This window comes from Tatumella sp. JGM118 (genome assembly GCF_018257515.1).
Classification (GTDB): domain Bacteria; phylum Pseudomonadota; class Gammaproteobacteria; order Enterobacterales; family Enterobacteriaceae; genus Tatumella; species Tatumella terrea.
Window position 1 is genome coordinate 49657 of sequence record NZ_JAERJR010000010.1, and the last position, 25880, is coordinate 75536.

Genomic DNA, 25880 nt, shown 5'->3' on the forward strand with positions numbered 1-25880 from the left:
TATTGAGGAATCACCTGCATTTATCCGCTCAGCAAGACTTTTCGTTAGCGCGGGCTCCGAAGATTCATACATAGTCTAGCGTGATAACGAAAACACTGATTATCAGAATAGGCCTTATTTTAGCGATGAAGTGATGCTATAGCTCATTGGCAGTAAGGATAGAGTTCAGGTAAGAAAGGTCCGCAACAGGCAGGCAGCGGGATACGCTCAGGCGACAACACCAGCCCGGAGAGCCGGGCCAGTGTCAGCAACAGTTAGTCGCTGCCAAACAGATCGCGGGTGTACACTTTATCGCTGACATCTTTCAGCTCGTCCACCAGGCGGTTGGCAATAATGACATCACACTGCTGCTTGAGCTCGTTGACATCATGCGTCACCGGGGAATTAAAGAACAGAGGCTCGTTCAGCACCGGTTCATAGACCATCACCTCAACCCCTTTGGACTTCAGGCGTTTCATAATGCCCTGAACAGCAGACGCACGGAAATTATCGGACCCGGCTTTCATCACCAGGCGGTAGATCCCGACTTTTTTCGGTTTACGTTTCAGAATACTTTCGGCAATAAAATCTTTGCGGGTGCGGTTAGCATCGACAATGGCATTGATAATATTGTTCGGCACGTTCTGGTAGTTTGCCAGTAACTGTTTGGTATCTTTCGGCAGACAGTAACCGCCGTAGCCAAAGGACGGGTTGTTATAGTGGTTGCCGATGCGCGGATCCAGGCCAATACCTTCAATAATCTGGCGGCTGTTCAGACCATGGTGTTCTGCATAACTGTCCAGTTCATTGAAATAAGAAATACGCAATGCCAGATAGGTATTGGCGAACAGCTTGATGGCTTCGGCTTCAGTGTCATCGGTAAACAGCACCGGGATATCTTCTTTTTCGGCCCCTGCGACCAGCAGTTCAGCAAAGACTTTACCTTTTTCTGACTGACTACCGACGACGATACGGGACGGATAAAGGTTATCGTACAGGGCACGGCCTTCACGTAAAAACTCCGGAGAGAAGATAATGTTCTCTACCCCCAGACGCTTTTTCAGCTGGCGGGTAAACCCGACCGGTATGGTTGACTTGATGATGATGGTCGCCTGCGGATTCATCGCCAGCACGTCAGCAATGACAGATTCGACACTTTTGGTATTAAAGTAGTTAGTAACGGGGTCATAATCCGTCGGTGTGGCAACAATCACAAAATCTGCGCCCTGATACGCCTGCTGCTTATCGGTAGTCGCTGTAAAGTTCAGTTCGCGGGTCGCCAGGTAGTGTTCGATTTCCTGGTCTGCAATCGGGGAGATCTTCTGGTTCAGTTTATCGACTTTAGCCTGATCGATATCTAATGCGACCACTTCATTATGCTGTGCCAGCAGAATACCATTCGAAAGCCCTACATAGCCGGTACCGGCAATTGCGATTTTCATAGTACATAAGTCCATTGAGTAAGCATGACTGTGCCAGGCTCGGCTTTGTCACTACAGAGCAAAATAATCGCTATTGTGCCGTCCGGAGCGACAACTACCAAACAAATCATACGTTTTTTATTTACAGTCAGTGTCGTAAAGTCTCCGGCCACTCAGGCTCAGGCCCGCAGGGTACTGAGTGTATGATAAATCTGTTGCAGGGAATCAATATCCCTGACACGGATCAGCAGGTTACGCTCCCCCAGCCCGACCACCAGGACTCCGTCTTCGGACAGATTCAGCTGCTGAATTCGTGAATAGGCAATATACATCATGCCGTACCACAGGCCCGCCGGTTTAAATAACAGCACCGGTCGCCGTATCCACGCCAGATAAATCCCACACAGCAACAGTAACGAAAGCAACCAGTTTGTCAGCGGACTGCCGGCCGATACCACGTTGTTATAGAGCAGAATGCCCACCAGCACGATAAATATTGTGCTATCGGTAGCTTTGGTGCGCAACAAACTGACCCTGAGTAACGTCTTTCCTTTCAGCCAGCCGGTGAGTACCTGTTCAAAGAACAACCCGCCCATCAGGCAGACGGTGAACAGTAACAGGGCAGCATCTGTCAGAGACATAAGTAGCTCCTGAAAAAACGGGGGCATGGCTGCCCCCGTATGAGTTTTACATTACAACCCGAGCAGACCGACGGAATACCCGGCAATACCGATAATGAAGAAACCAATGATTATCCATAATGCATTCACTTTCTTGCGTAACAACCACATACAGGCAAAGGTCAGCAGTAAAGGCATCATCCCCGGCATTAACTGGTCCAGTATCGTCTGAACGGTGGTAACCTTTTCAGCGCCGGTCTGATCCGTAATGGTAGAAACGACCAGCGGGATATTCACATGGGTCCATTTATTGACCAGCGCACCCATCACGAACAGCCCGAGAATCGAGGCACCTTCGGTCAGTTTTTGCAGAAATCCGCCGCCCATATCCTTAACAATATCCACCCCTTTACGGTAACCATAGGCCACTCCGTAATACCGTGTCAGCAGACGCACTGCGTTAAACAGAATAAAGAACAACAAAGGCCCAAGCAGGCTGCCACTCATGGCGATACCGGCCCCCAGTGCCGCGAATACCGGACGGACGGTTCCCCAATAGATAGGGTCACCGACCCCGGCCAGCGGCCCCATCAGACCCACTTTGATGCCGTTGATGGCACCGTCATCTATCGGCGCACCGTTCGCACGCTGCTCCTCAAGGGCCAGTGTCACCCCCAGTACCGGCGCGGCAACATACGGGTGGGTGTTGAAGAATTCCAGGTGACGTTTAATCGCCTGGCGACGCTCCTCATTGTTTTCGGGATACAGGCGACGGATAGCCGGAACTATCGAAAAACAGAACCCCAGCGCCTGCATACGTTCAAAGTTCCATGACCCCTGAAACAGATTCGAACGGATAAATACGCCTCGAATATCACCGGGGGTGAGTTTTTTAACTGTCGGACGAGCTGAATCAACCATTTCTCTCACCTCTTAGTCGAGTTCGTTATCAAGGTCATTACGGCCCGGTGCGGCGGCAGGCGCTGCAGCAGAGCGATTATATTTCGGGCTGAGCTGGATATAGAGAATAGCCATCACTGCACCGATAACCCCCAACGCCACCAGGTTGAAGCTGGTGAAGGCGGCGGTCACAAAACCCAGGTAGAAGAAAGGCATCAGGTAGCCTGCACGCATCATGTTAATAACCATGGCGTAACCGACAACCACTATCATGCCACCGGCAATATTCAGACCGTTGGTCACGACTTCAGGAATTGAGTTCAGCAGACCCTGAACTTCGCTGGTACCGACTGAGATGGCGACAATGATCGCCGGAATAGCGATACGCATTGCCTGTAACAACAATGCCGAGACATGTATCCAGGACAGGGCCGTCAGATTGCCGTTATTTGCGGCTTTATCTGCCGCATGCTGGAAGCCGACGGTAATGGTACGAACAATAATGGTTAACACCTGTCCGGCGGCGGCCAGAGGGATGGCGAGTGCAATACCGGCACCGATCCCCTGATGTCCGGCGATGACCAGAATGGTTGAGATAATCGAGGCCAGCGCAGCATCCGGCGCCACGGCCGCACCGATATTCATCCATCCCAGAGCGATCATTTCCAGTGTACCGCCGATAATAATCCCTGTTTTCATATCACCGAGGACAGCCCCGACTAAGGTACAGGCCACCAGCGGACGGTGAAACTGAAACTCATCAAGTATCGATTCCATACCGGCAATACAGGCTACGATGAATATCAGTACAATCTGAAGTGTGGTGATCTCCATTGTACTTCTCCTGTGAGGTTAATCTGATTCAATGGCATCTGCGACAGCCGATCACTGTGCGATCTTGCCAATAAGATCCATCATTTTAAGTTTCTGATCGCTGGAAACCTTCCGCACTTCCAGCTCAATGCCACGGGCATTCAGCTTGTTAAAGGCATCAATATCCTGCTGATCCACCGAGACCGCATTGGTTACCTGGGTCTTACCCTGCCGGAATGCCATCCCCCCGATGTTGACCGAGGTGATTTTTACGCCGGCTTCCGCCAGACGTTCTACATCCGCCGGATTAGTAAACAGCAGCATGACGCGCTGACCGGCATACTTCGGGTTGTTATAAACCCGGATCATTTTGGCGACATCCACCACATGGGCGGTGACTCCCGGAGGGGCTACCTGAGTCAGTAACGTTTTACGGACTTCATCAGCAGCGACTTCGTCACTGACGACAATAATGCGCGAGACATTTGTTTCTTTGGTCCAGCGGGTCGCTACCTGACCATGGATTAAGCGGTCATCAATGCGGGCCAGACCAATCTTCATGTAATCGCTATCGGACATGGGGGTTGCAGGAACAGCAGAGGCAGCGTTAACCACCGGTTTTGTGGCCGGGACCGTCTCTGCAGTGTGTTTTAATGCCTTAACCCCTTCCCTGCCGGTTTCCAGCGCAACAGCCACCAGAGCCTCCAGGGTCGGGTGATCATCACGAGCCATAAAGGTTTCGACCAGCATCGGAACATTGACCCCGGTCACCACCTCGTAATTCTCTTTATCGACCACCAGCCGGCTGGCGGCATTAAACGGGCTTCCTCCCCAGGTATCGACGAGGAAAAGCACTCCCTCTTCAGTATTCAGTGTGTTTAAACGAGCGTTATACTTTTCAATTAATGTGTCAGCATTTTCGCCAGGCACAAAATCGATCCAGCCGACGTTATCCTGCTCACCTAATAGCATTTCTGTGGTTTTCAGCAGCTGTTCGGCAGCCCAACCGTGAGTACCAATGACAATAGCAATAGTCACTTGCTACCTCCCGTATGCACTACATCTCAAAGGTCCTGTATCTGCCATTGTTATCTTCAAATCCGCGCAGATATCAGGAAAGCGGTTTCAAAACGAAGTTATTTTATTACCTGAAAAAAATAAAATATGTGATGACACACAGTAAACTGAGGGAATTAATTTAATCCGCGCACGAAAAAACATTATTAAAAATAAAGTATAAAAATAAAAACCGTTGCTGAATCACATTATTGCCCGGCATAAACGTGTTAGCGCTGGCTGATGATAAATTTCATTAAATTATTTTTATCTGAGTGATTAATTTATTTCTTAAATTACTCTTATGAGTAAACAGTGCTCATGTTCCCCCTGCGTCACCAGGTTAGCGGCTACCGGGGAAGGCATGAGGTATAGGCCACGGCAATCCTGCCTTGCCCGCTGAGTAAAACCCCCTGCTCTGAGGCCGGAATAAATAATGATTCCCCCGGGGATAAACCCAGGGTTTGTCCCCCGGCGGTACAGCGGGCACTTCCCTGCAGACAAAAGAATATCCTCGGCCCCTGCCAGCGGACCGGCTGTGGCGATGGCGGTAATTCTGCCACCGAGAAACAAAAATCAGGGACCGGGACCGGGAAAGCCTGTTCGCCGGGCAGTAACTCCGGCGGGGTAAGCAGAGAGGACGCGGGACGGCTACTGAAATCTACAGAAGCGACTAATTCATCAATATCTATATGCTTACTGGTAAGGCCGGCCCGTAAGACGTTATCGGAATTAGCCATAATTTCCAGCCCGTTGCCGGAAAGGTAAGCATGCGGAGTTCGGGCATGCAGAAACATAGCCTCCCCCGGTGCCAGCTGCAGCACATTTAACAATAGCGGCATAAAACGCCCCGCGTCATCGGGGTAATGCTGGCGGAGTGTTTGTACCGCGTCCCAGGCGGGCCCCTGTTGTCGCTGACAGCAGTCATCAAGCTGTTGCAGCGCCTGTGTTCTCTCTTCCCCCTGCAAACGCAGCAGACAGGTAAACAGCTGTTGCAGGGCATCGCTGTCCGGGTGCCGGACGAACGCGGCGATCTGTGGGTGGGCAGCGGTAAGATGACGAAATAATGCCGTGATTTCACTCAGCTCACGAAAACCATTCATCGCCAGAAACGGGGTCAGCGCATAAAGCAGCTCTGGCTTATGATTATCGTCTTTATAATTACGTTGCGGGGAGCCTTGCGGAATACCGGCCTGATTTTCCCGGGCAAATCCCAGTCCGGCCGAACGCTTATCCGGATGTACCTGAACTGAGAGTGCGCTCTCAGCACAGAGGACTTTAAAAAGATACGGCAGACGCCCAAAACTTGCTGAAATTGCCGGGCCGAGCATCCCGGTGTTGTCGGCCGAGATCAGCACCTGCAGGCTTTGCGGCTGGCCGTCAATCACCACCCCGGAACTGGCTGCCGGATGAGCCCCCATCCAGAGTTCGGCCATCGGCTGGTTATGCGGATTACTGATGCCATATAAGTCAGTTAATGCTGTTTTACTGCCCCAGTCATAATGCTGTACAGGATTGATTAGTTTCCACATGGGTTACTCTCTGTTTCTGAAGTTTTTCAGCAACAGAACGTAACCTAATCATTCCGGAAAGAAGCGCTCTTTCTGGCGAAAGATATTAAAACCGGGATCCAGCGCAAATTAAATTTCCATCAGGACAAAAAAACGCCCTGAATAAAACCCCGGGTAATAAAAAACAAAATATTAAAGATATCTGAATCACAAAATGAAAAAATATTGATAATCAGCAACAGATTTAATGGAATTAAACGATAGACCGAAATCACTGCACGGCAGATAACAGACAAAATAGTTAATAACATCAGCCAGCTGCTGATCAATACACCCTCCGTACAGTGAGTATGGATTATTCAATATCCAAAAATTCTGCTTAACTCACCTCCGTTAGCTCAGAACTCACGCTGCACCGTGATATAGTCGTTAAAACGGATGGAGCACTCTTCTTCGTTAACCAGGGAAGACCCGATGAAAATATTTTTTTTACTGTCTGGTGAAAGATAAGTGTATTTCACAACCAGGTTAACCGCGTGATAATCATAAAAAGTGCTGAAATAATCGTCCAGTGTTAACACAATATCTCCCAATCGCAACTGATCCCTCGTGCGGGAAGCTGCTGCGTATTGCAATGCCAGTGGCTGGCTGACAGGCGTTTCTGCCAGTTGCTCCATGATCGGTAAGCCCGATACAGCCGCAGTGAGCCCCGTATCCTCCAGCATTTTCCGGGTCATCTCAAGTTCCACCGCCGACCCTGGCACCACACAAGGGTTGGCGGCAATCACTGAGCCGGGAAGCAGAAAAAGTAAAAATATACCGCGGATAATTTTCATTTGATGACCAGCCGATGATCGCCACTATTCCATATCGTCCGGCGATAGCCGAAATCTGCAACAATACAACCCTTTGAGGCCGTGCCGGGAAACTTTTGGCTATCACCATGGATCACAAACCCCGTTCTGCCGCACATCGCATTATCTCTATGTGGGATGAGCGGAAGACTGTAAGGTCCGGTGAGTGGAGAGTATCGCGGAGGATTAATGGTATAAGTCCCTGCAGGTAACGGCCCTTTGTTTTTTATACACTGGAATACAGGCATATTTTTAAACCCGGGGGCACCCGCATACATTGCATCAAACTGATAAACGTCATTCAGGTAGAATTTTCTCTCCGAAACAATGTACGTCCATGTCATAATTCACCTCACAATAATATTTTAACGTTAAGAACTGATTTAACGCGGCAAGGCAGGCATCCTGTTAAAAATTCAGGCAGGTGTGTCCAGACTGAACACATCAAAATTCACGCTGCACCGTAATATAGCCATTAAAACGGATGGAGCACTCGTCACTATTCACAATTGAGGTCCCGATATATATGTTCCTCTTATCTGCCATTGAGGTATAGGTATATTTCACCGTCAGGTTGACTGCCTGCTGACCGAAATAAATATCATGATAACGGTCGATACTAAGAGTGGTGACGCCAGGTCTTTTTGTGTCACGGGTATGGTCAGCGACAGTATACTGCATCGCCAGAAAATGGCCGACCGGCACAGAACTTAATTGTTCCATTTCTGCTGCGCCTAAAACTGCATGACTGAGGCCTGTGTCCTCAGATAACTGAGAAGTCATGCCCAGTTCAACCGAAGACCCTGAAACCACACAGGGATTGCTGGCATAAGAAACCCCGGGGATCAGTATTAATAATCCGGCTAACGCGTTCATTTTACAACCAGCCAGCGGTCCCCGCTTTGCCAAATCCGCTCTCTGTAAGAACGTGCCATCACGATACATCCTTTCGAGGCAGAGCCTGGTAAGGTCAGACTGTCTCCATGGATCATAAACGCTTCCCGCCCGCACATATTATTATCGGGGTCCGGCAGTAACGGCAGTGTGAAAGGCCCTGTGGCAGAAGAAAGATAAGGCGAACCAATGCGGTATGTACCCGAAGGTAATGGTCCCTTATTTTTAAGACATTGATAACGGTCCTGATCTTTATAACCGGGAGCACCGGCATAACGGGCACTGAACTGATAAACCCCTCACGAAGAAATTGTCTGTCAGATATAATGTACGTCCATGTCATAAACACTCTCCTGAGTAAAAGTAATCAGTATCAGAATTACTTTTAAATCGATATGTGAAAAGTGTATTTATTTGAAATAACGATCGGGGTCACAATAATAATGCAAACAATGTAGGATTTTAATTGAGCTATTGCTAAAGGGGTTACTAAGAAAAGTACGGAGGGTTAAAACAGCGGGTAGAAGGCAAAAAGTAAAAAGGACATTAAGAGAAAAAATACCGGAGATAAGAATAAAACAGAAAATTAAATATAAAATGAAATCCCCCTTACCCTGCCGGCAGATAAAAAAGGCGAAGAAATTTCAGCCCTGGGAAGTTAAGGACTGATACCCACACCAGGAGACATTAAAACACCAGGACATCAGAAATCCCGTCGCTGAGTAATATACCCTGCGAATGCCACCGAACATTCATTATCATTGATAATCGAAGCCGCAATATAAACATTCGTCTTGTTATTCGGGAAATGATAGATATAACGAACCGTCTCCAGCACGGGATGCGCCTCTGTAAAGATGCGGAAATAATCATCCCGGGTAAGAATGCTTCCTCCCGGGAGCTTGCTGGCTGCCGCATAGGACGCATCCGCTAACTGGCCCGCCAGTAAATCCCCGGCCGCGACTGTAGATAACACCTTCATCACTGGAACAGGAAATTTTCGGGTGACCAATCCGGTGTCTTTTTCGATTTGGTCTTTCAGCATGATTTCCGGTGCAGCCCCCGGAACAGCACAAGGTGTGCTGTCTGCGCAGGCGTTACCGGTAAACAGCGCAAGAATTAAAGGATAGATTTTCATAGAACGATTAACTCATGGTCATTACTCAGCCAGATAGCTCTGCGGTGTTGTGGATCCATAACAATACATCCCTGCGATGCTGTGCCGGGCTCCCTGCGGCTATCGCCATGGATCATAAAAGCACTTCGTCCACACATCTGGTTAGCAGCATCCGGTATCAGTGGCAGGGAATAATAACCTGTAGTTGAGGAGTTAACCGGGGCGGCAATCCGGTATTTTCCCGCAGGGAGAGGCCCTTTGTTAATAAGGCATTGATACTGTGAATCATCCTTATAACCCTGAGCTCCTGCATACAAAGCAGAAAACCGATAAATACCGTTATGGAAAAACATCCGGGTACTCACCCGATACGTCCATGTCATAACCACTCCTGATAACAATTAGTGAAGAAAAACCCCTACCTGAATTCACGGAGAGCACAGTACAGGAAGAAGGAAAGCTCAGGGTTAGGTCTAAACCGGAAGTAGTATGCTGGCCGGGAGGAGAAGGGACAAAGTGCTGAAGCCGGATTTAAGAGCAGGATCACAGCTTATATCAGTAAATCAGAGGATTACATCAGATGGACAGTGTGGCGGGAAAGACTCTTACAAAGGCTGAAGCCGTTGCGCAGATGGAAGGAATATCGGAAGCTACCCTGTATAACTGGCGCAATCAGAGGGTAAACCGGTGTCCGTCGCCGAAAAAAAGTGAGCAATAATCTGAAGAAGCTCGCTTTGTCGCAATAGTCGAAACCGCTACGCGTTCTGAAGTTGTGTAAGCATTCCTGCAAAAAGAACCATTCATTTTTAGAGATCTTCGGACATACTGAATATGTTTACTGAAGGAGGTCGCTAAACGTAAAGGCCGATTTACTGAACACCAGATTATCGCCGTTCTGAAGTCCGTTGAATGACGTAACAAGAGCGTTCGCCGCCTCACAGGGATTCATCATGTGTACGACGCCAGTAGGTAGTCCGGAGAGCAATAGGGTGACTGAATCGTTCGTTAAAACGTTCAAGCGTGACTAGGTTTATGTGAATGACCTGCCGAATGCCATGACCGTTAATGGGAGAACTGACAGAATGGATGGAAGACTATAATAACAGGCATCCCCATGGAGGGTGAAAATGCGGTCACCAAAGGAATACATAAGTTCGTTACTAGGTATAAATTAACCGTATCCGGTTTAGCGGGGAAAACTCTAAAGCATAAAAAAACGTACGAACGAGATTAAGGATAAGGATAAGGATAAGGATAAGGATAAGGATAAGGATATATGATTTATAACTTTTCCATTGAATTTTTATAATTAACTAAATCGTAGTGGAAACTTATGAAGATTTAGTCACCATAAATTCCCACGTAACTTATTAACTATAGATATGTCCTTACATTAAAAACACTGAGATGAACTTTCAATAACTCACCTGATCTGAAGAAATAATTTAGTAATGTAGTAGATAAAACTTCAGTAATTAGCAACGAATAAACAGCACCACTCAAACCAAAATACCTAATCATAACGAAAGACAAAAGAACATTAAAAACCATCAAGACATTTGTTTTTCTCTGAAGATAAGAGTAACCATTGAAATTCATTATGTATCTTTCTGATACCGTACTCAAACCAGAAAACAAACAGATAAAAACCATTGGTATGAGAACAGTGTTAGCCTCTATAAACTTCTGACCATATAATTGATTTATAATAAAATGACCAAAGATAACAAAAAACAACAAGCTACATAAAGATATAACAACAATTATAGATATTATTCTGGCTATAATTTTACGGGACTGGTTTATATCATTTTCTTTATAAACCTGAGTCATAAAAGAAGATATTAGTGCGTTTAAAACAAAATGGAAACTCGTCCCTAAAGTAGCGGCTACTGTGTAGATACCTAATTCATATTTAGAATGATACCCCAAGAAAATCTGGGATATTTTTGTAAAAATTTCAACAGACAAAGTATAAAAAACCAACTTCCGCCCTATTAAAACCATTGCCTTTCTAACGTAAACCTTATTTTTTTTAACTTGCTCTATATTTAAAACCCTGTACTTCCTATAGAAAAAAGTTCTTAATAAAAATGGAACCAGAGTAACCAAAACAACCGGAACACACAGATACTCAGGAGAAAGTTTAAAATAAGCTATTACATATCTAAAGAACAGAGAAACCAGAACTCCACTAACATTGCATATAGTATTAACTTTAGACTTTAATATTGCGTTAAAATAGATACTATAAACATCCTTTGTCAAAAAATACACAGCGAGACAGGAAGACAATGAGAAAATAAAAGTTAATGAGTCAGATGAAATATAAACATAGGATATCAAAAGCAAAGAAAAAACAAAGAATATTAATTCACGAGTTTTTTTTGTAGCATGAATTATTTTCTCTCCTAACTTTATATTTTTGCTTATCCTTTGAAAAATAACATCATCGGTACCGAGCATAGCAACGCTACGAACAATAGCGAAGATAGAGGCAGCATAAGTAAGCTTACCAAAGTTAACAGGGCCTATATATTTAGCTACGAAAGATGTAACAAAAATGAGTCCAAAGATAGAAACAATTTTTTCAGACATCATCCAGAAAGAGTTTTTCAATACATGTGCGTTGCTGCTTAGCTTAGTTAATATTTTGAATTGCATTTTTAGTCCTGAAAAAGTCCTTAATGAAAGCCATCTGATTAAGAAATATGCTGTATTATCTGAGAGGTATATTCATCGTCATTTAAATGATTACCATCTGAAGATACCGCACCAACTTCATTAACATTTTTTCCAGCAACAGCAGTTTTTGAACTTGCATTAGATAGCATCCACTCATACTCAATATCAATGTGGCCGGTGTCTATACATCTGATGCCGGCTTTACTTAAATCAAAAGAAAGTATTGTTGCTGTAGGCCCCAAGGATATTAATACTATGTCATACATATTTTTATGCTCGATTATTGAATCATAAATTTCATCATATAAATCAAATGCATTTTTATTTAATGTGGTAATTCTTAAAATACATGCCGAGGTATTTAACAAATCATTACCAACGCCAAGCTTAGTCCCGGCACCTTCAACGATTAAAACCCTCAGACCTGACAACAACCGCCTGAATTTATTGAATGCATGAGGAGCATTAAGTTTGCTTTTATAATCATTATATGGTCTGGTAACGGAGGTGTTACCAAACGTGTAAGTCCTGGAAAGTAAATTATTGTACTTATGAAAGAAGAAGGCTTTATGGAAAAACCAAAAAAGAGATGGTCCAGATTTAAAATTTTTTGTATTAAAAAACCCATCAGGCATACACACAAGACAATTTTTATTTTTCTCAACATCATTTAAAACTTCAACTAACTTATCAGATAGCTTTTTGTTGAAGGTTTGAAAACCAATGTTTTTATAATGGAGCATTTCCAACTCCCCATCACCATATCTTGCAATAGATAGGTTTGGATTTTCAATCAAGTAATCCAGTGTTTCATCGATTGTTAGTACCTTAACAGACTTAACCTTTCTAAATATAAATAAATACATTACAGAAGCTAAAACAAGCTTAAATGGGAATCTTAATTTCTTATAGAATTTATTAATAAAATTCATTTTAAACCTCAATTTTTAATGAGTCTTTCCGAAACGATCTCATATATTCGTCACTAGCTACTTTAGGTATTTTCCTTGCAAAGAAACATCTACTTTCTTTAATCTTTAAACGATCACTAGGTTGAAGTATTCTTGGATATTCCGGACCTGTTTTCCAGTCGATATATCGCAATGAATTTGATGCTATCGTTTCATCATCAAAAAGTTTTATATCGGACCATGTCTTTATAATTGTGTGAAAAAAAACCTCATCGCAACAGTAAGAATGAATAAAAGAATCATAATACCATGTATTATTTTTTATATAATCAATTACATATTCAACGCATTGATATGACATTCCAAACCAATTACTACCCTTGTATAACTCAGGAAACTCTTTATGATGAGACAAAAAACATTTATTTCTAAAAAATAAAAATTTCAATTTATCGAAGGCTTTACTTTTTATTTTGTTATAAATATTTTTCTTTCTTTTAAAATACCAAAAAGGGTATTTATACTTCACCCTTTCGAGGGGGTTAACATAATTATCATTTTCACTTTGAAACTCGAAAAACTCATAGCCGGAATTATCCTTAAGGAAAACGGTTAAATCTTTCTGACTAGTTAAAGGAATATCATCTCCCGAAAGAAGAAAAAAATAATCAAATTCCAATTTATAGGCATAGCTTAGTAATTTATAGGTAGCTTCAATTTGGCTGAACGTTCCCCAGCAAATATCGACTCTGTCCTGAAGAAAAAAAACATTATCAATATCTATTGAAGAAAATTGTTGAAGATCTGATTTTTTATCGACATGAATAATAACCAAATTATCCTTACAACTGGATAACTCATTTACTGTATAAAGCAAGGGGTCAGTAACTTCATGACAAGTGATAGCATAGATAATTTTCATAGGAGCTCCGAAAATGTCACTCTTTAAAATTGTGATGTAATAGAGCATTCCATTTTTGCTTAATTAGCTCAGGATTATACATCGATGAATTACTAACAGCCCCTTGGCTTAATCTATAAAAAACATCATCTTCATTCAATAATTCTAATTTTGATATAAATAATTCATTATCATCCATATTGATAAGAAATCCATTCTCACTATTTTTGATGACTTCTTTAGGCCCAGTAGGGCAGTCAAATGATATTGCAGGCATACCCCATGATTGAGATTCCAGAAGCACCAATGGTAAGCCTTCGTATCTGGAGGTCATTAAAAAAACATCAGCTATATTGTAGTAATATTCAATATTATTAACTCTACCAAGAAAGGTAATGCTATTTTCAATACCTAATTCTTTCACTTTACTTTGCAAGCTCAGCATAAGCTCACCATCACCCGCAATATAAAGCTTCCAGTCAGGATTATTAATTATAAATGCAGACCAAATATTTATTAACTTATCAAAACCTTTTTGATGACTTAATCTACCGGCAGCTAATGCTATTTTACTCCGGGTATTCCGGATTACGCCCTGGTATTGGACCGGATTTGGGATACAAAAAGAAGTAATATTGAACGAGTTATAAATAGCTTGATCACTGGATGTTAGAAGTATGACTCCGTCATAAAACTTCAAAAATGTCTTTTTTAATATTTTAATCAGTGGGCTAAATGAATGGTAAGATACATGCTCACAAGAGATAAATTTAGCTTTGTTTTTCCCTGTAATGCTGATCATTTTTTGGATAAGTGAAAAATACACACTCAGCTTACCCATGCTAATTATAAATGCAAAGTCAAAGTTTTTATTATTAATACTAATAATTGCCGAAAGTAAAGGAAACCTCTTACCTCTAAATGTTACTATTTCTCTAACGTTATCAAAAGGGTAGAATGTCTCCCCGGAACCGTGCAAAGAATAAACTGTCACTTCGTTGTCAGCACCAAAAGTTTCAGCCATAAAATTACATATATTTTCAGTCCCTGCATAAGAATAGGCATTATCGATTAATATAACGATACGTTTCATTATTTTTTGATTGACCTTGTGAATTTAATGGCATTTATCGCATAAAAAATAAAATAATAGAAAACCTTTATTTTATTGCTTAGTATTTTTTCAAGAGCTTTATAGTGCCATAATGCTGCAGTCACTTTATTACTGGACAGTGATCCTTCAATTACTTGGTAAGATACCATTGGTTCTCTGATGACCTTGCAACTATCATGAATATTGAAAACCTCATTAATATATATAAAATCCTCATGCCCTACGGCTTCAAAAAAAACCTTCTTTCCACTCGGGACATAACATAATGATGAAAAGCATACCCTGAATTTTTTCTTAAGAAAATCGTCCCTGGTTAAGATATCTTTATCATATTCTACCAAGTGAACTTTCTTTTCTACATAATTGTATGATGTAACTAGAAAAAGATTATCCTTTAATATTTCTTCGTGCTGTGCCTTCAACTTATCCGGATGCCATATATCATCGCTATCGAGAAAACATATAATATCTTCAGAGCAAGCTTCTAGCCCCTTATTCCGAGAACCAGCAACTCCAAGATTAGATTCATTTTTCAAAATTCTGATATTATCATGTTCTTTATATTTCGATATTAATGAAAATGTATGATCTGAAGAACAGTCTTCAATGATATAAAGAACCCAATTCTTGTATGATTGGGCCAGGACTGATTCAATTGATTTCTCGATGGTTCCAGTTGCGTTATAAGCAGGCATAATGATAGAAAAAGATTCTAATTTCATTCTATCTAGTACCTTTATCCTTTACGATTCTTAACAAGCTTTTCAATAAAAAACTCAATTTAGGGTTGATTTTGAATGCTACCAAATATACTTTTGTGCCTAATGGTATGCTTTCCGAACGAAGAATGTTAGATAGATTATAGCTATTCTTATCCAGAATTGAATTTAGATACTTTAGGTCTGCGTCGATATTCTTACTGCTATTGTAAATCATATTTGAAGTAACAAAAACCAGATGGAAAATATATGAATTACAAAAAGAAATATTAATCATTGCGTTTTCGTCAGGCCTATTTATACCTAACTTACTTTTTAAAGAGGATAATATCGCCACCTTATCATCAATGTGCTTTTTAGAAAAAGACCTCATAATTGACCCATTCCTTATCCTATAAAAGTAAAGATGATCATTTATTATTTTTATATTCTTATTAGAAACCACATCATAAACTACAGCATAATCTTCATATAACATTCCCACGGGATATCGGATAGATGAAAACACTGTTCGTTTATATAGTTTCCCCCACGCTGTAGGCTCCAAGCATATTGCTTCTATTGCTAATATTTCAACGTCTGAATATTTTTTAGTGTTAGTTAAATTATGTTCTTTATTCTTTATAATTTTTCCATCCAAATCTTTATAATAATTAAAAACCAATATATCATTATCACCAATTTCATTTAAAGCGATAGTAAGACATTCTTTATCTAAATAATCATCACTATCAAGCATTAAAATAAAATCACCTGAACATAGATCAAGTGCAGTATTCCTCGCTGCTGCTAACCCCCCATTAGGAGTATCAACTAATTTAAATCTAGCATCTTTATTGCAAAAGGATTGTACTATTTCTTTTGTCTTATCAGTAGAGCCATCATTTATTACTAAAACTTCAAAGTCAGTCATAGTTTGTACGGATAAACTATCAAGACATTCTTTTATATAATTATCTACATTATATGCTGGGACGCATATTGATACCTTCATACTAATACTCTCTTAGTGTTATATTTTCTTAAAAAGATATTTTAATTTATTTTCTTCTTCTTTCGATATTTTATATGACAACTTATAAATCCCTATAGAGTCATGATCATACAGAAACCTTTCATTTTTTAATGATTCCATTAAAAAATATATTTCATTACCATAGATCCCCAATTGCTCTATATCATTTTTAAATTCACTGAGCCTATCAAAAGTAATATCCAAAACATAATCAATCAAAAAATAGTCTACCATTTGATTGTTTAGCGTCCAATATTCTAATAATAAATTATAAATATATTTAGCTGGGTAATATCTTGATTCAACTTTTACAAAAAAACCGCTCCATCTTCCCTTAGGAACATATTGATATGCTTCTTCAGAAGATTGTTTTAAGGTAAAAAAACCTTCCCCACCAATATTATTTATTTCTTTGGCCAAGAAGATAGTAGAATCCATCCATATACCACCATACTCCGATAATAATGCCCATCTTAAAATATCACTAAAATGAGTTTTAGTAATAATTCCAGATTTATATTTTTTAGTTATCACCATTGGTAGTTTCACATAGCTTGAGAAATTATCTTCGTCAATGATCATAACTTTATAATCTTTCGGTGAATTTTTCTTTATAGAATTAATGCATTGAGAAACGATAAATGGGGCATTTTTTTCTCCCTGCAACCAACTCACCCACACATAATTCCCATCAGGATATAACTGGTTTTTTTCTTTGGGGTATTTTTTTCCTGTAAGTTGCTTTTGAAGATAAGCCTTAATTTCATTTTGAATAAGAACGTTAATTTTATCCAAAAATCGTTCAGAAGCATTAGTTTTTTTTAGAACTAATCTTAAAATTTTAAGTATCTTTATATAAAAAAAACCATTCATTTTATGTCGTGCCCAATCCAGTTTCCATTAAAGTCAACATTATTTAACATTTTTTCAAAGTCACTTTCAGTCCTTAAGACATAAAATACTGGAGGTATAAATAATGACTCCCACATATCACCAAACATCAAAGGTCTTCTTTGTAGATAGATGTTAGAGAATGACATATTCAGAAGCGCTATTACAAATATAATATATTTGACTTTATATAAAATACGACACCTCATCGAGGTAAATGCTAAGACATAGAAAAAAATACCAGTTTCTACAAAGTACCGATTAAATGCCACATAAAAAGAAGACAGAAGAAAACAACTACATATATATATACTTAAAAAATTAGCATATTTTTCACTACCAACCTCAGGGAAAACGAAAAATGACACGATAAAAAAAGCTGCCAATGTATAATAATAGAGATAGACAATAAATTCATTCGTACTATCCCCCTGATTAGCAAATGATTTATTGTCTATGTAACCGTTAAGAGCATAGTCACTTAATCCACCAAATCCAAACTTATTCAATATTAAAGGAATCAGTGCCTTACCGAGCAACAATGATACAACAATTGCAAACGGAAGGATTTTTTTATTCAACCTGACAAACATTGATGCAATCAATACAAAAAAAACATACAGCATTGAAAAGTGAATTAACGCTGACAATATAAGTAACAATATTGATGTTTTTAGTTTATTCTTATCTAAGAAATAGTATGAAATAACACCTCTTACTGCAAATGATACTGCCCATCCCATTCTTAAACCAAGAGCCACAATCAATATATTAATAAAGCAGAAGTAAAAGAAAAATATCAAATTTGGGAATCGTCCCTTCCATTCCCTCCTTCTTATAAAGAGATTTAGAGCTGACAAATGATTCCACACTGTATTAAATACAACAAGTACACTTATATAAAAAAATGGAATCCCTTCTTTTTTAAAGAAAAGCGTTACAACGTAATAAATTACATCAACCTTACCAGTAATAACTTCTGAATAGCTAGTGTCTTGATTATACACAAGGTAAGTTTCAAGAAACCTTCTATATAAATCCTGAAAAGGTGGAATAAAAAAAACCAAACACGCAGAAAACAATGATATTAGGAATATAGATGCCTTTCTATTCCTATCAGTTATTCCAAAAAATGCTGAAATCGCACCTGCTATAGGTAATAGCATTATCAGCACAAAGGATCTATATGTACTAATACTTGTTCTCATAGAATGTAACCATAGTAGTATAATTCATATTAATATGCCCCATCTCTCTTCAACACTACATTTATAGTTTTAAAAAGAATTACAATATCATTCCACATTGACCAGTTTTTTACGTACCAGGCATCAAAATAAACACGGGTTTCATAATCGACATCGCTGCGCCCGCTTACCTGCCAGAGCCCCGTCATACCGGGTTTGCTCATCAGGTAGTAATCGACCTGGTCGTGATAACGTTCCAGCTCAGCCTGAATAATCGGTCTTGGCCCGACCAGACTCATCTCACCTTTAAGTACATTAAACAACTGTGGCAATTCATCCATACTGGTACGTCGTAATACATCGCCGATACGGGTAATGCGAGGGTCATTTTTCAGTTTGAAGGTCGCATCCCACTCGGCTTTAGCCTCAGGATCGGTGGCAAGCAGTTGTTCCAGCAACTCTTTCGAGTTAACGGCCATCGAACGGAACTTCAGGCACTTAAACGGCTTACCGTGTTTACCGATACGCTCATGACCATAAATTGCCGGGCCGCCATCTTTTTTTACTTTACTGCGGATATAGAGCAGTAATGGTGATAACAGCGCGATAATCGCCAGCGATGCAGTGATATCAAAAGCCCGTTTTACAAAACGGGATGACCATTTTGCCAGGTTCTGATGCACACGGAAGATCATCACTTCGTGGCTGAAGATAAAAGACATATCCGTACTGTCCAGCGGCATACCGCGTAATGTGGGGATCACAGAAACATAGCGATAGCCTTTAATCATAAGATCACGCAGCCAGGTATTTCGTAACTTACTCTGATGGTTTTCGACGGCAACAATAAACTGCATTCGTTTATCTACCGCATCTCCCAGCCAGTCACTTTTATGGTGTAGCAGAGGTATCCCATGCAGTTCATTCTTTTCAGTCAGGCCCGGGTCGCTGTTGATAAATGCGGTCACCCGCAGTCCCATATTGGTCTCACTTGAAATAGCCTGCCAGGCATCTATAGCATTTTTGCCACTGCCGATAATCATCGTATCCCGCTGCCAGAGCCCGGCTCTGTGCAGCAGCTTTTTTGTCAGCATCCGTAATGCCGGCACCATAATCAGGATCAGTATCCAGGTCAGTACCCACAGATAACGGGAGAAATACCACTTCGCAAAAGCGACAATAGCAATTTCAAAGACTGCGAAGATAATCAGAGTGCGCAATATCTCTTTTAGCTCAAACCAGAACGTCTTGCGGTAAAAGTAATGACGTAACCGAAAGGAAAACCAGCCAATACAGCATACCGCCAGTCCCCAGTGCAGGTTAATCCAGCCTTCGGTAGGTCCTTCCGGAATACGTTGCGGAAAATGGCTCAGGGTAAGTTGTAGTATTCCCTTGGCAATATATATCGCCAGAGTAAATCCAATAAAATCTGACAGGATCAGCATAGCACTGACCCAAAAATTACGTGTTACGCGCGTCATGGTTTCCTCACCAGCATCCCGTAACCGGGGGTGATAAAAAAGGGGCGGGGTAAAGAACTTAATTAAAAGATAAGAATAGATTCTTATATAAGAAACAGCCCGCGGAGCGGGCTGTTTCTACTACTTATTATTTTCGTAGGAATAGCCGTAATGGCTGTAGCCGTAGCCATAATAGCTGCTGGCCTTTTTGATTACACCGTTCAGAATACAGCCTTTAATATCAATCCCGCTTTGCTCGAAACGTCTCACACTCACTTCCATCTCTTTCGCGGTATTCTGCTCGAAGCGGGCCACCAGCAGCGTTGTGCCGGCATAGCGGCCGATAATGGCGGCATCGGTTACCGCCAGGATTGGCGGGGTATCTACCAGTACCAGGTCGTAGTTCTGGCTCGCCCACTCGATCAGTTGCTGGAAGCGTGAGTGCATCAGCAGTTCTGCCGGATTCGGCGGGTTAGCACCTCGGGAGATAAAATCAAAGCCGGCAGTAGCTACCGTTTTTATCCCCTGCTCTACCGTTGATTTGCCGGAAAGAATATCCGACAAGCCATGTTCAGTACTATGGTGGAAGATCTGATGGGCATAGCCTTTACGCATATCCGCATCGATGAATAATACTTTCTGACCACTCTGGGCTATCACAGCCGCCAGGTTGGTAGTGACGAAAGTTTTACCGGCATTCGGGCTGGCACCGGAAATCATTAATACATTGTTACCTGCCTCCATCATCGCAAAATGCAGGCTGGTACGCAGGCTACGTATAGCTTCGATAGCTAGATCCGCCGGATTATCCACCGCAAGGAAACGGGTATTTTCCAGTTTTTTGCCTTTGAGTTTCAGCGATTTTTTAGGTGACTGACGTGTCATCCACTCAGAGACCGGGATACTAGCGTAAACGTTAATACCCATCTCTTCGAGTTGCTCTGGTGATTCGATACCACGGCGCAGGAATATCCTGAGCAGAACAAGCCCGACAGAAATGAATGCGCCAAGCACCATCCCGATGACAACAATCAGCACCTTCTGTGGCTTAACTGGTTTAGGCTGAGTTACTGAATCATCAACAATACGCACATTACCTATGGCACTGTTTTTGGCAATATTCAGCTCCTGCTGACGGTTCAGCAATTGCATATACACTGCACGATTTGATTCAACATCCCGGCTCAGTTGTAACACCTGCTGTTGGGCTGAAGGCATTTTTGAGACCTGCTGACCTAAACGGGCCTTCTCTTTTTCCAGTGTCGCTCTTTTTTCCAGTAAGGCTTTGTAGGTTGGATGGTCCTTAGTATATAACTGAGAAATTTCTGCTTCGCGGAAGGTCAGTTCGTTCAGCTGGTTATCCACATTCACAATCTGATTTAATGCGGATTGGGTCTGCATATTTAAATCAACAGAGTCGCTTCGCTTGCGGTAAGCACTCAGTTTATCTTCTGCATTATCCAGCTGAGATCGTACCTGTGGCAGTTGCTGGTTCAGAAATTCCAGACTTTTACTGTCCTGTGCTGCCTGTAAATCAATATTCTGCGCCAGGTAATTATCGCTAATACTTTGCAGTATTTTTTGGACTTGTTTCGGATCACTCCCTGTCAGGGTCAGGTTTAGCATCCCGGTATCTTTGCCCTGATCAACAGCGGAAAAAGATTGCTTCAGGTTATTAATCGCATCCAGCCAGCTGATATATTTAACAGTAAACTCGGTACCGGGCACTGCCTGGAGATCACTAATCAGTAGTGATAACCCTTTCGCTTCCAGTAACTGACCAATATGCCCCTGCAGATTATAACCACCACCGGTTAAACGATAATTACCGTTTTCTTCTGCTGTCAGCATCAGTGTCGGTACTTTACCACCCTGTGAATCAACATAAATTCTGCCCACAGAAACACTACCCGGTTGATGACCGGTCAATCTTGCCCAGCCGCGCCCAAAGACCGGGAAATATTTCTGTTCAACCTGGGCCTGCAGATTCAGATCATCGACGGTTTTGCCAAGGATCATGCGTGAACCGAGCAAAATAACTTCAGGTGCTGATTCCGGCTGGCTATCAGGCAGCATCTGACTGAGGCTATTAATCAGTGAATTGCCTTGCTTTTGCTCGACCTGAACCAATGCGTTGGCCTGATAGACCGGAGTGGCAAATAAAGCATAAAGAATAGCCAGCACGGTAAACAGTGCGGTAATACCGATAATCAGTTTACGGTGGTCAATCAGCTCACCTACAAGGCGACCCAGATCGATTTCATCGCTATCCGGCGAAGCCGGCTTATTTGTTAAAGAAGGAGACATGCATTTACTTCCTAAAGTTATCCGCCCAGCTTCCGGGTCCATTCCTTGGCGGACTGGTCCAGTAGCTGATACACAAATTCAAACGCTTCCATACTCTGACGATACGGATCCGGGATTTCTTTGTTTCCGAGCCAGTGGCCGAACAGCAGTGTCTTACCCCGGGCTTCCGGGGCAATTTTTGTCACCTGCTCAATATGGTGTTTTTCCATCACCAGGATCAGGTCATACTGACGGCCCAGCTTACCGGTAAACTGCTGGCCTTTATGCTCATCCAGGGAAAGCCCATGGTTCTCCGAGACCGCAATGGCCGAGGCATCGGCTGCATGATCCACCAGCGCCCCGACGCCTGCCGAGTCTATTTTTTTCCCGGGCAGAGCACGGCGAAGCAAGCGTTCGCCAATAGGCGAACGGCAGATATTACCGGTACATACCACTAAAATTGAATTAAACATTAATTTGGCCAGGTTTTGATATATCGTACGGTTTCGGTCAGGTCATGTACTCCGGTAATGGTCGGTACCAGCTGGGAAATTACACGGTTCCAGCGAACCACTGGGGCAGTAGTGACATAAACGATATCGTAAGGCTGTAACTGGAATTCGGTCGACAGCACCATCGTCGAAGCATCTTTCGCATTCAGCTGATAGATATTGGCAATACGCCCGCCTTTGTCTTTCGGGATCTGGCGGATAACAAAAATCCCCGAGGCATCGGCATATTGCTGATTAATCCCCTGGGCATTACCTAATGCTTCAGCCAGGGTCATACCACTGCGATCCATTTTCAGGGTGCTCTGCTGACCGACTTCGCCCATCACAAACACTTTCTGGTCATCATTGCGCGGTACAAATAGGATATCGCCAGGGTACAGCAGGTGGTTTTCCATCAAATCACCTTTCTGCATAAGAGCCTGCAGGGAAATAATCTGATCTTTACCGTTATGGGTCAGTACCACATGACGCCAGTCGGCATCGGCAGAAAGTCCGCCGGCGGCATTAATCGCGTCCATCACCGTTAACGGCACGTTGGTAATAGGCTGCTGACCGGATTTATTAACTTCACCGGTCACATAGGCTTTCTGGGATCTGAAGGCGGCGACCGCAACATCCACCTGCGGGCTCTCGATATAGGTGGACAGACGGCGGGCTATCTCAAGACGGACTTCATCGAGAGTCCTTCCCGCAACCTGCACTTTACCAATATAAGGATAAAAAATATTGCCGTCGGCTCCGACCCAGTTACCGGTATCGCTGGCACTGCGGTAGGTACCCGCCGGGTTGGTCAGTTCCGGATGGTCATAGACGGTGATCATCAGTACATCACCCGGCCCGATACGGTACTGATAGCTGCTAAGCAGGCTATCCAGTTGCGGATTAGGCTGAGCCAGTACCGGCGCCGGACGCAACTGGTCAATCAGATCCGGAGTCATCGGGTAAACATTCACCAGTTTATCCCAGTCGTAATCGCTGTCCGGCAGTTCCACCACATTTTTGCGCAGGCTGTTCAGGCTCTGGCCGGGGATCATGGTACAGCCGCTCAGCAACCCCACCAGGGTTGCCGCGACCGTCAGTTTAATTGCAGTATTTTTCATCAATTTATTTCATCAGTTAATAGTAGACACTTCTGACGGCAAACGGTCCGTTATAATTTTTACAGCTCAATGGCGGCTGTCCCTGCCGCTTAAGCCTGAGCTGTCATTGTCCGGCGTCAGTGTTAGTTACAGATTAAACGGAATTTCCAGGGCGGCACTGGCGCCCAGGTCGTTATTATCATTATGGTTAGCGTCGGTATACCAGGTGCCCAGGTTCAGGCGGACAGATTTATACACATCCGCGCTCCATCCCGCCTGAACCCCTTTCAGGGTATCTGCATGCGGGAACGCACGGTTAATACTCTGGTTATCCGGGTTTACCTTGGCGTAAAACATTCTCAGGCTCCAGCGCTGGTTATCTTCGGTCACCAATTCGGTTTTGGCCGCCAGTAAGCGACCGTCGCCGCCCATGCTGTCACCCAGTGCATAGCCCTGCTGGTAATAGCCATCGGTATAAATATGGTGGGTATAGCTGTAGTTCGTACGTTTGCCGAGATCGGTACGGGTATCATGCCCTTCCACATACCAGTTCAGCGCATTTTTTCCGAGGCTGTAATGACCTTCAATCCCCGCCAGATACATATTGGCGGATGGCAACAACCCGGCCTCATCTTCACCAATCATCTGGCCATAGAGACTGATCGGGATCCCCAGGGTCGGTTCGAGTTTAAGACGGGCATCAAACCCGGCCAGCTGATTACCCGGTTCATTCGGGTCATTACCAGCTGTATTATCTTCTCCGGCAAAACCATCCCAGAAGTTATGCAGTGATTCCGGCCGGTTTTCACCGCCCCACTGCATAATACGGCTGGCACCCAGTTCCAGAGACTGCCACGGAGAAACCGATAAACGCATACCAATAATTTTGACGCCTGGTACCGCAGTATACTGTGCTTCCCGGGAGGCAGAAAGCTGATACTGCCAGGGGCCAACCCAGTTCAGCCACCAGGTTTCCGGAGCCGTCTGCTGGTCACGCTGCAGCATAAAGCCGGTCAGCGGGCGGGCGGCATCGGAACGGATCAGGCTGCCTTCATAACCCGGCCCCCACCACTGTGGCGTCTGACCAAACGACAGCCATTGTCCCCAGATTTTAACTGCACCATAACTGTTGTTCAGATTGGTCCGGGAAGGGGACTCGATCTGCTCACCACCTTCCAGGTTACCCTGCAGGTTAACATCCCACCAGTCGCCGCTGTTACTTGCGGTCACCGACAAACGGTTATCGGCCGGCGTAGACTGCGCAAAAGGCTTAGGCTGTCCGGAGTTGCCGGTGGAGGTATAAGCGTTGACGCGAACATCTGATTTCAGTGTGCGCAAACGCTGCTGAACCCGCTCGATAGCCAGTTGTTCAGAAGCATAAGAAGGATGGGCTTTGTTCAGAGCTGCTTCAATAGCATCCTGGCTGAGCGGCCAGGTACTCAGGCTAAGGTTAATGACCCCGCGGTCGGCCAGCCAGCTCAGATCTGAGCGCAAATCACTGTCCGGTAAAACCAGGCCGGCGGCGAAACTATGGGTAGCAGGTAATACTGCCAGGCCGATAGCCAGAGCCAGCAGGCATTTTTTAATGCCGCGCTGCTTTGTGGCCGGCGGCAAATCCGCCCCGGTAAAGGTTTTCTGCATCTGAGCTCTCTCCTTTCCTTTGCTGTCCCGCCGCGAAAATCTCTGGATGTTCGGCGACGGATTAATATAAATGATAGTGAAATAAGATTCTGTTTTGTACCAGTCATACTGGATACAACAATACCGCTTATTGAAATATCAAGGTCACTGGCTGTCGGCAGGATGACAAACCGGTTTGCCGGAATGGCCAATTTTTCTCTGCTGAATGCCTATGAAAATAGCAGAAACCGACAAAAATCAGGCGTTTTTTTGACGTAAAGTGGCAAAATTATCGATACCTTCAGGCACGCTACCGCCCCTGGCTCGCAGCTACC

General features: G+C 43.2%; 24 protein-coding genes and 2 pseudogenes. 1 reads left to right on the forward strand and 25 read right to left on the reverse strand.

All coding sequences use genetic code 11. The features are described 5' to 3' along the window. Positions 1–254 precede the first annotated feature (254 nt). From JK223_RS10805 to JK223_RS10860, 12 genes and pseudogenes are all read right to left on the reverse strand, one after another. Positions 255–1421 carry a nucleotide sugar dehydrogenase gene (locus JK223_RS10805; RefSeq protein ID WP_212714195.1) on the reverse strand — a complete coding sequence of 389 codons (1167 nt, stop codon included), beginning with the start codon at positions 1419–1421 and terminating at the stop codon, positions 255–257. A gap of 158 nt (positions 1422–1579) precedes the next feature. Continuing rightward, positions 1580–2041 (reverse strand): DUF986 family protein, encoded by a 462-nt coding sequence (locus tag JK223_RS10810; RefSeq protein WP_212714196.1) that lies wholly within the window; start codon positions 2039–2041, stop codon positions 1580–1582. A gap of 51 nt (positions 2042–2092) precedes the next feature. Next, complete coding sequence (locus JK223_RS10815) at positions 2093–2941, reverse strand: PTS mannose transporter subunit IID (protein WP_212714197.1); 849 nt, start codon at positions 2939–2941, stop codon at positions 2093–2095. 12 nt (positions 2942–2953) lie between these two features. Then, a complete protein-coding gene (locus JK223_RS10820) occupies positions 2954–3754 on the reverse strand; it encodes a PTS mannose/fructose/sorbose transporter subunit IIC (protein ID WP_212714198.1) in 801 nt (266 codons plus the stop codon). A 51-nt stretch (positions 3755–3805) separates the two neighbouring features. After that, a complete protein-coding gene (gene manX, locus JK223_RS10825; protein WP_212714199.1) occupies positions 3806–4771 on the reverse strand; it encodes a PTS mannose transporter subunit IIAB in 966 nt (321 codons plus the stop codon). Positions 4772–5139: 368 nt separating this feature from the next. Then, positions 5140–6321, reverse strand: coding sequence for a mannose-6-phosphate isomerase, class I (gene manA, locus JK223_RS10830; protein ID WP_212714200.1), 1182 nt, complete (start codon positions 6319–6321; stop codon positions 5140–5142). Between the two features lie 377 nt (positions 6322–6698). Continuing rightward, positions 6699–7136, reverse strand: coding sequence for a hypothetical protein (locus tag JK223_RS10835; protein ID WP_212714201.1), 438 nt, complete (start codon positions 7134–7136; stop codon positions 6699–6701). After that, positions 7133–7498, reverse strand: coding sequence for a tlde1 domain-containing protein (locus tag JK223_RS10840; protein ID WP_212714202.1), 366 nt, complete (start codon positions 7496–7498; stop codon positions 7133–7135). The genes JK223_RS10835 and JK223_RS10840 overlap by 4 nt, the downstream gene beginning before the upstream one ends. 100 nt (positions 7499–7598) lie before the next feature. Continuing rightward, positions 7599–8030, reverse strand: a complete 432-nt coding sequence (locus JK223_RS10845; protein ID WP_212714203.1) for a hypothetical protein — start codon at positions 8028–8030, stop codon at positions 7599–7601. Next, positions 8027–8263, reverse strand: a pseudogene (locus JK223_RS16955) (DUF2778 domain-containing protein); the annotation flags it as partial. The gene JK223_RS10845 and the pseudogene JK223_RS16955, both read right to left, overlap by 4 nt. 488 nt (positions 8264–8751) lie before the next feature. Continuing rightward, positions 8752–9186 carry a hypothetical protein gene (locus JK223_RS10855; RefSeq protein WP_212714204.1) on the reverse strand — a complete coding sequence of 145 codons (435 nt, stop codon included), beginning with the start codon at positions 9184–9186 and terminating at the stop codon, positions 8752–8754. Further along, a complete protein-coding gene (locus JK223_RS10860; protein WP_212714205.1) occupies positions 9183–9548 on the reverse strand; it encodes a tlde1 domain-containing protein in 366 nt (121 codons plus the stop codon). The genes JK223_RS10855 and JK223_RS10860 overlap by 4 nt, the downstream gene beginning before the upstream one ends. Positions 9549–10082: 534 nt before the next feature. Here JK223_RS10860 and JK223_RS16960 point away from each other — a divergent pair. Then, positions 10083–10340: pseudogene (locus tag JK223_RS16960) on the forward strand (integrase core domain-containing protein); the annotation flags it as partial. Positions 10341–10539: 199 nt separating this feature from the next. Here the strand turns inward: JK223_RS16960 and JK223_RS10865 are convergent. The 13 genes from JK223_RS10865 to JK223_RS10925 all read right to left on the reverse strand — a co-directional run bounded on the left by JK223_RS10865 (position 10540) and on the right by JK223_RS10925 (position 25566). After that, positions 10540–11829, reverse strand: a complete 1290-nt coding sequence (locus JK223_RS10865; protein ID WP_212714206.1) for an oligosaccharide flippase family protein — start codon at positions 11827–11829, stop codon at positions 10540–10542. A 38-nt stretch (positions 11830–11867) separates the two neighbouring features. Next, the gene (locus tag JK223_RS10870) at positions 11868–12782 is read right to left on the reverse strand and encodes a GT-D fold domain-containing glycosyltransferase (protein WP_212714207.1); all 915 of its coding nucleotides are present in this window, start codon (positions 12780–12782) and stop codon (positions 11868–11870) included. Between the two features lies 1 nt (position 12783). Continuing rightward, positions 12784–13683, reverse strand: coding sequence for a beta-1,6-N-acetylglucosaminyltransferase (locus JK223_RS10875; protein ID WP_212714208.1), 900 nt, complete (start codon positions 13681–13683; stop codon positions 12784–12786). 16 nt (positions 13684–13699) lie between these two features. Next, positions 13700–14755, reverse strand: a complete 1056-nt coding sequence (locus JK223_RS10880) for a glycosyltransferase (RefSeq protein WP_212714209.1) — start codon at positions 14753–14755, stop codon at positions 13700–13702. After that, a complete protein-coding gene (locus tag JK223_RS10885) occupies positions 14755–15498 on the reverse strand; it encodes a glycosyltransferase family 2 protein (RefSeq protein ID WP_212714210.1) in 744 nt (247 codons plus the stop codon). The genes JK223_RS10880 and JK223_RS10885 overlap by 1 nt, the downstream gene beginning before the upstream one ends. 1 nt (position 15499) lies before the next feature. Continuing rightward, a complete protein-coding gene (locus JK223_RS10890; RefSeq protein ID WP_212714211.1) occupies positions 15500–16489 on the reverse strand; it encodes a glycosyltransferase family 2 protein in 990 nt (329 codons plus the stop codon). 18 nt (positions 16490–16507) lie between these two features. Next, positions 16508–17383, reverse strand: a complete 876-nt coding sequence (locus tag JK223_RS10895; RefSeq protein WP_212714212.1) for a capsular polysaccharide synthesis protein — start codon at positions 17381–17383, stop codon at positions 16508–16510. Beyond that, positions 17380–18609, reverse strand: a complete 1230-nt coding sequence (locus JK223_RS10900) for an EpsG family protein (RefSeq protein WP_212714213.1) — start codon at positions 18607–18609, stop codon at positions 17380–17382. Before JK223_RS10900 ends, JK223_RS10895 begins: the two co-directional genes overlap by 4 nt. A 29-nt stretch (positions 18610–18638) precedes the next feature. After that, positions 18639–20069: an undecaprenyl-phosphate galactose phosphotransferase WbaP gene (gene wbaP / locus JK223_RS10905; protein WP_212714214.1), complete on the reverse strand. Its 1431-nt coding sequence runs from the start codon at positions 20067–20069 to the stop codon at positions 18639–18641. A gap of 120 nt (positions 20070–20189) precedes the next feature. Beyond that, positions 20190–22355 (reverse strand): polysaccharide biosynthesis tyrosine autokinase, encoded by a 2166-nt coding sequence (locus JK223_RS10910; RefSeq protein WP_212714215.1) that lies wholly within the window; start codon positions 22353–22355, stop codon positions 20190–20192. Between the two features lie 17 nt (positions 22356–22372). Beyond that, a complete protein-coding gene (locus tag JK223_RS10915; RefSeq protein ID WP_305803616.1) occupies positions 22373–22807 on the reverse strand; it encodes a protein tyrosine phosphatase in 435 nt (144 codons plus the stop codon). Then, positions 22807–23946: a polysaccharide export protein gene (locus JK223_RS10920; RefSeq protein ID WP_212714216.1), complete on the reverse strand. Its 1140-nt coding sequence runs from the start codon at positions 23944–23946 to the stop codon at positions 22807–22809. Before JK223_RS10920 ends, JK223_RS10915 begins: the two co-directional genes overlap by 1 nt. 126 nt (positions 23947–24072) lie before the next feature. Further along, entirely contained in the window at positions 24073–25566 is a 1494-nt protein-coding gene (locus JK223_RS10925) for a capsule assembly Wzi family protein (protein ID WP_212714217.1), read from the reverse strand. Positions 25567–25880: the final 314 nt, after the last annotated feature.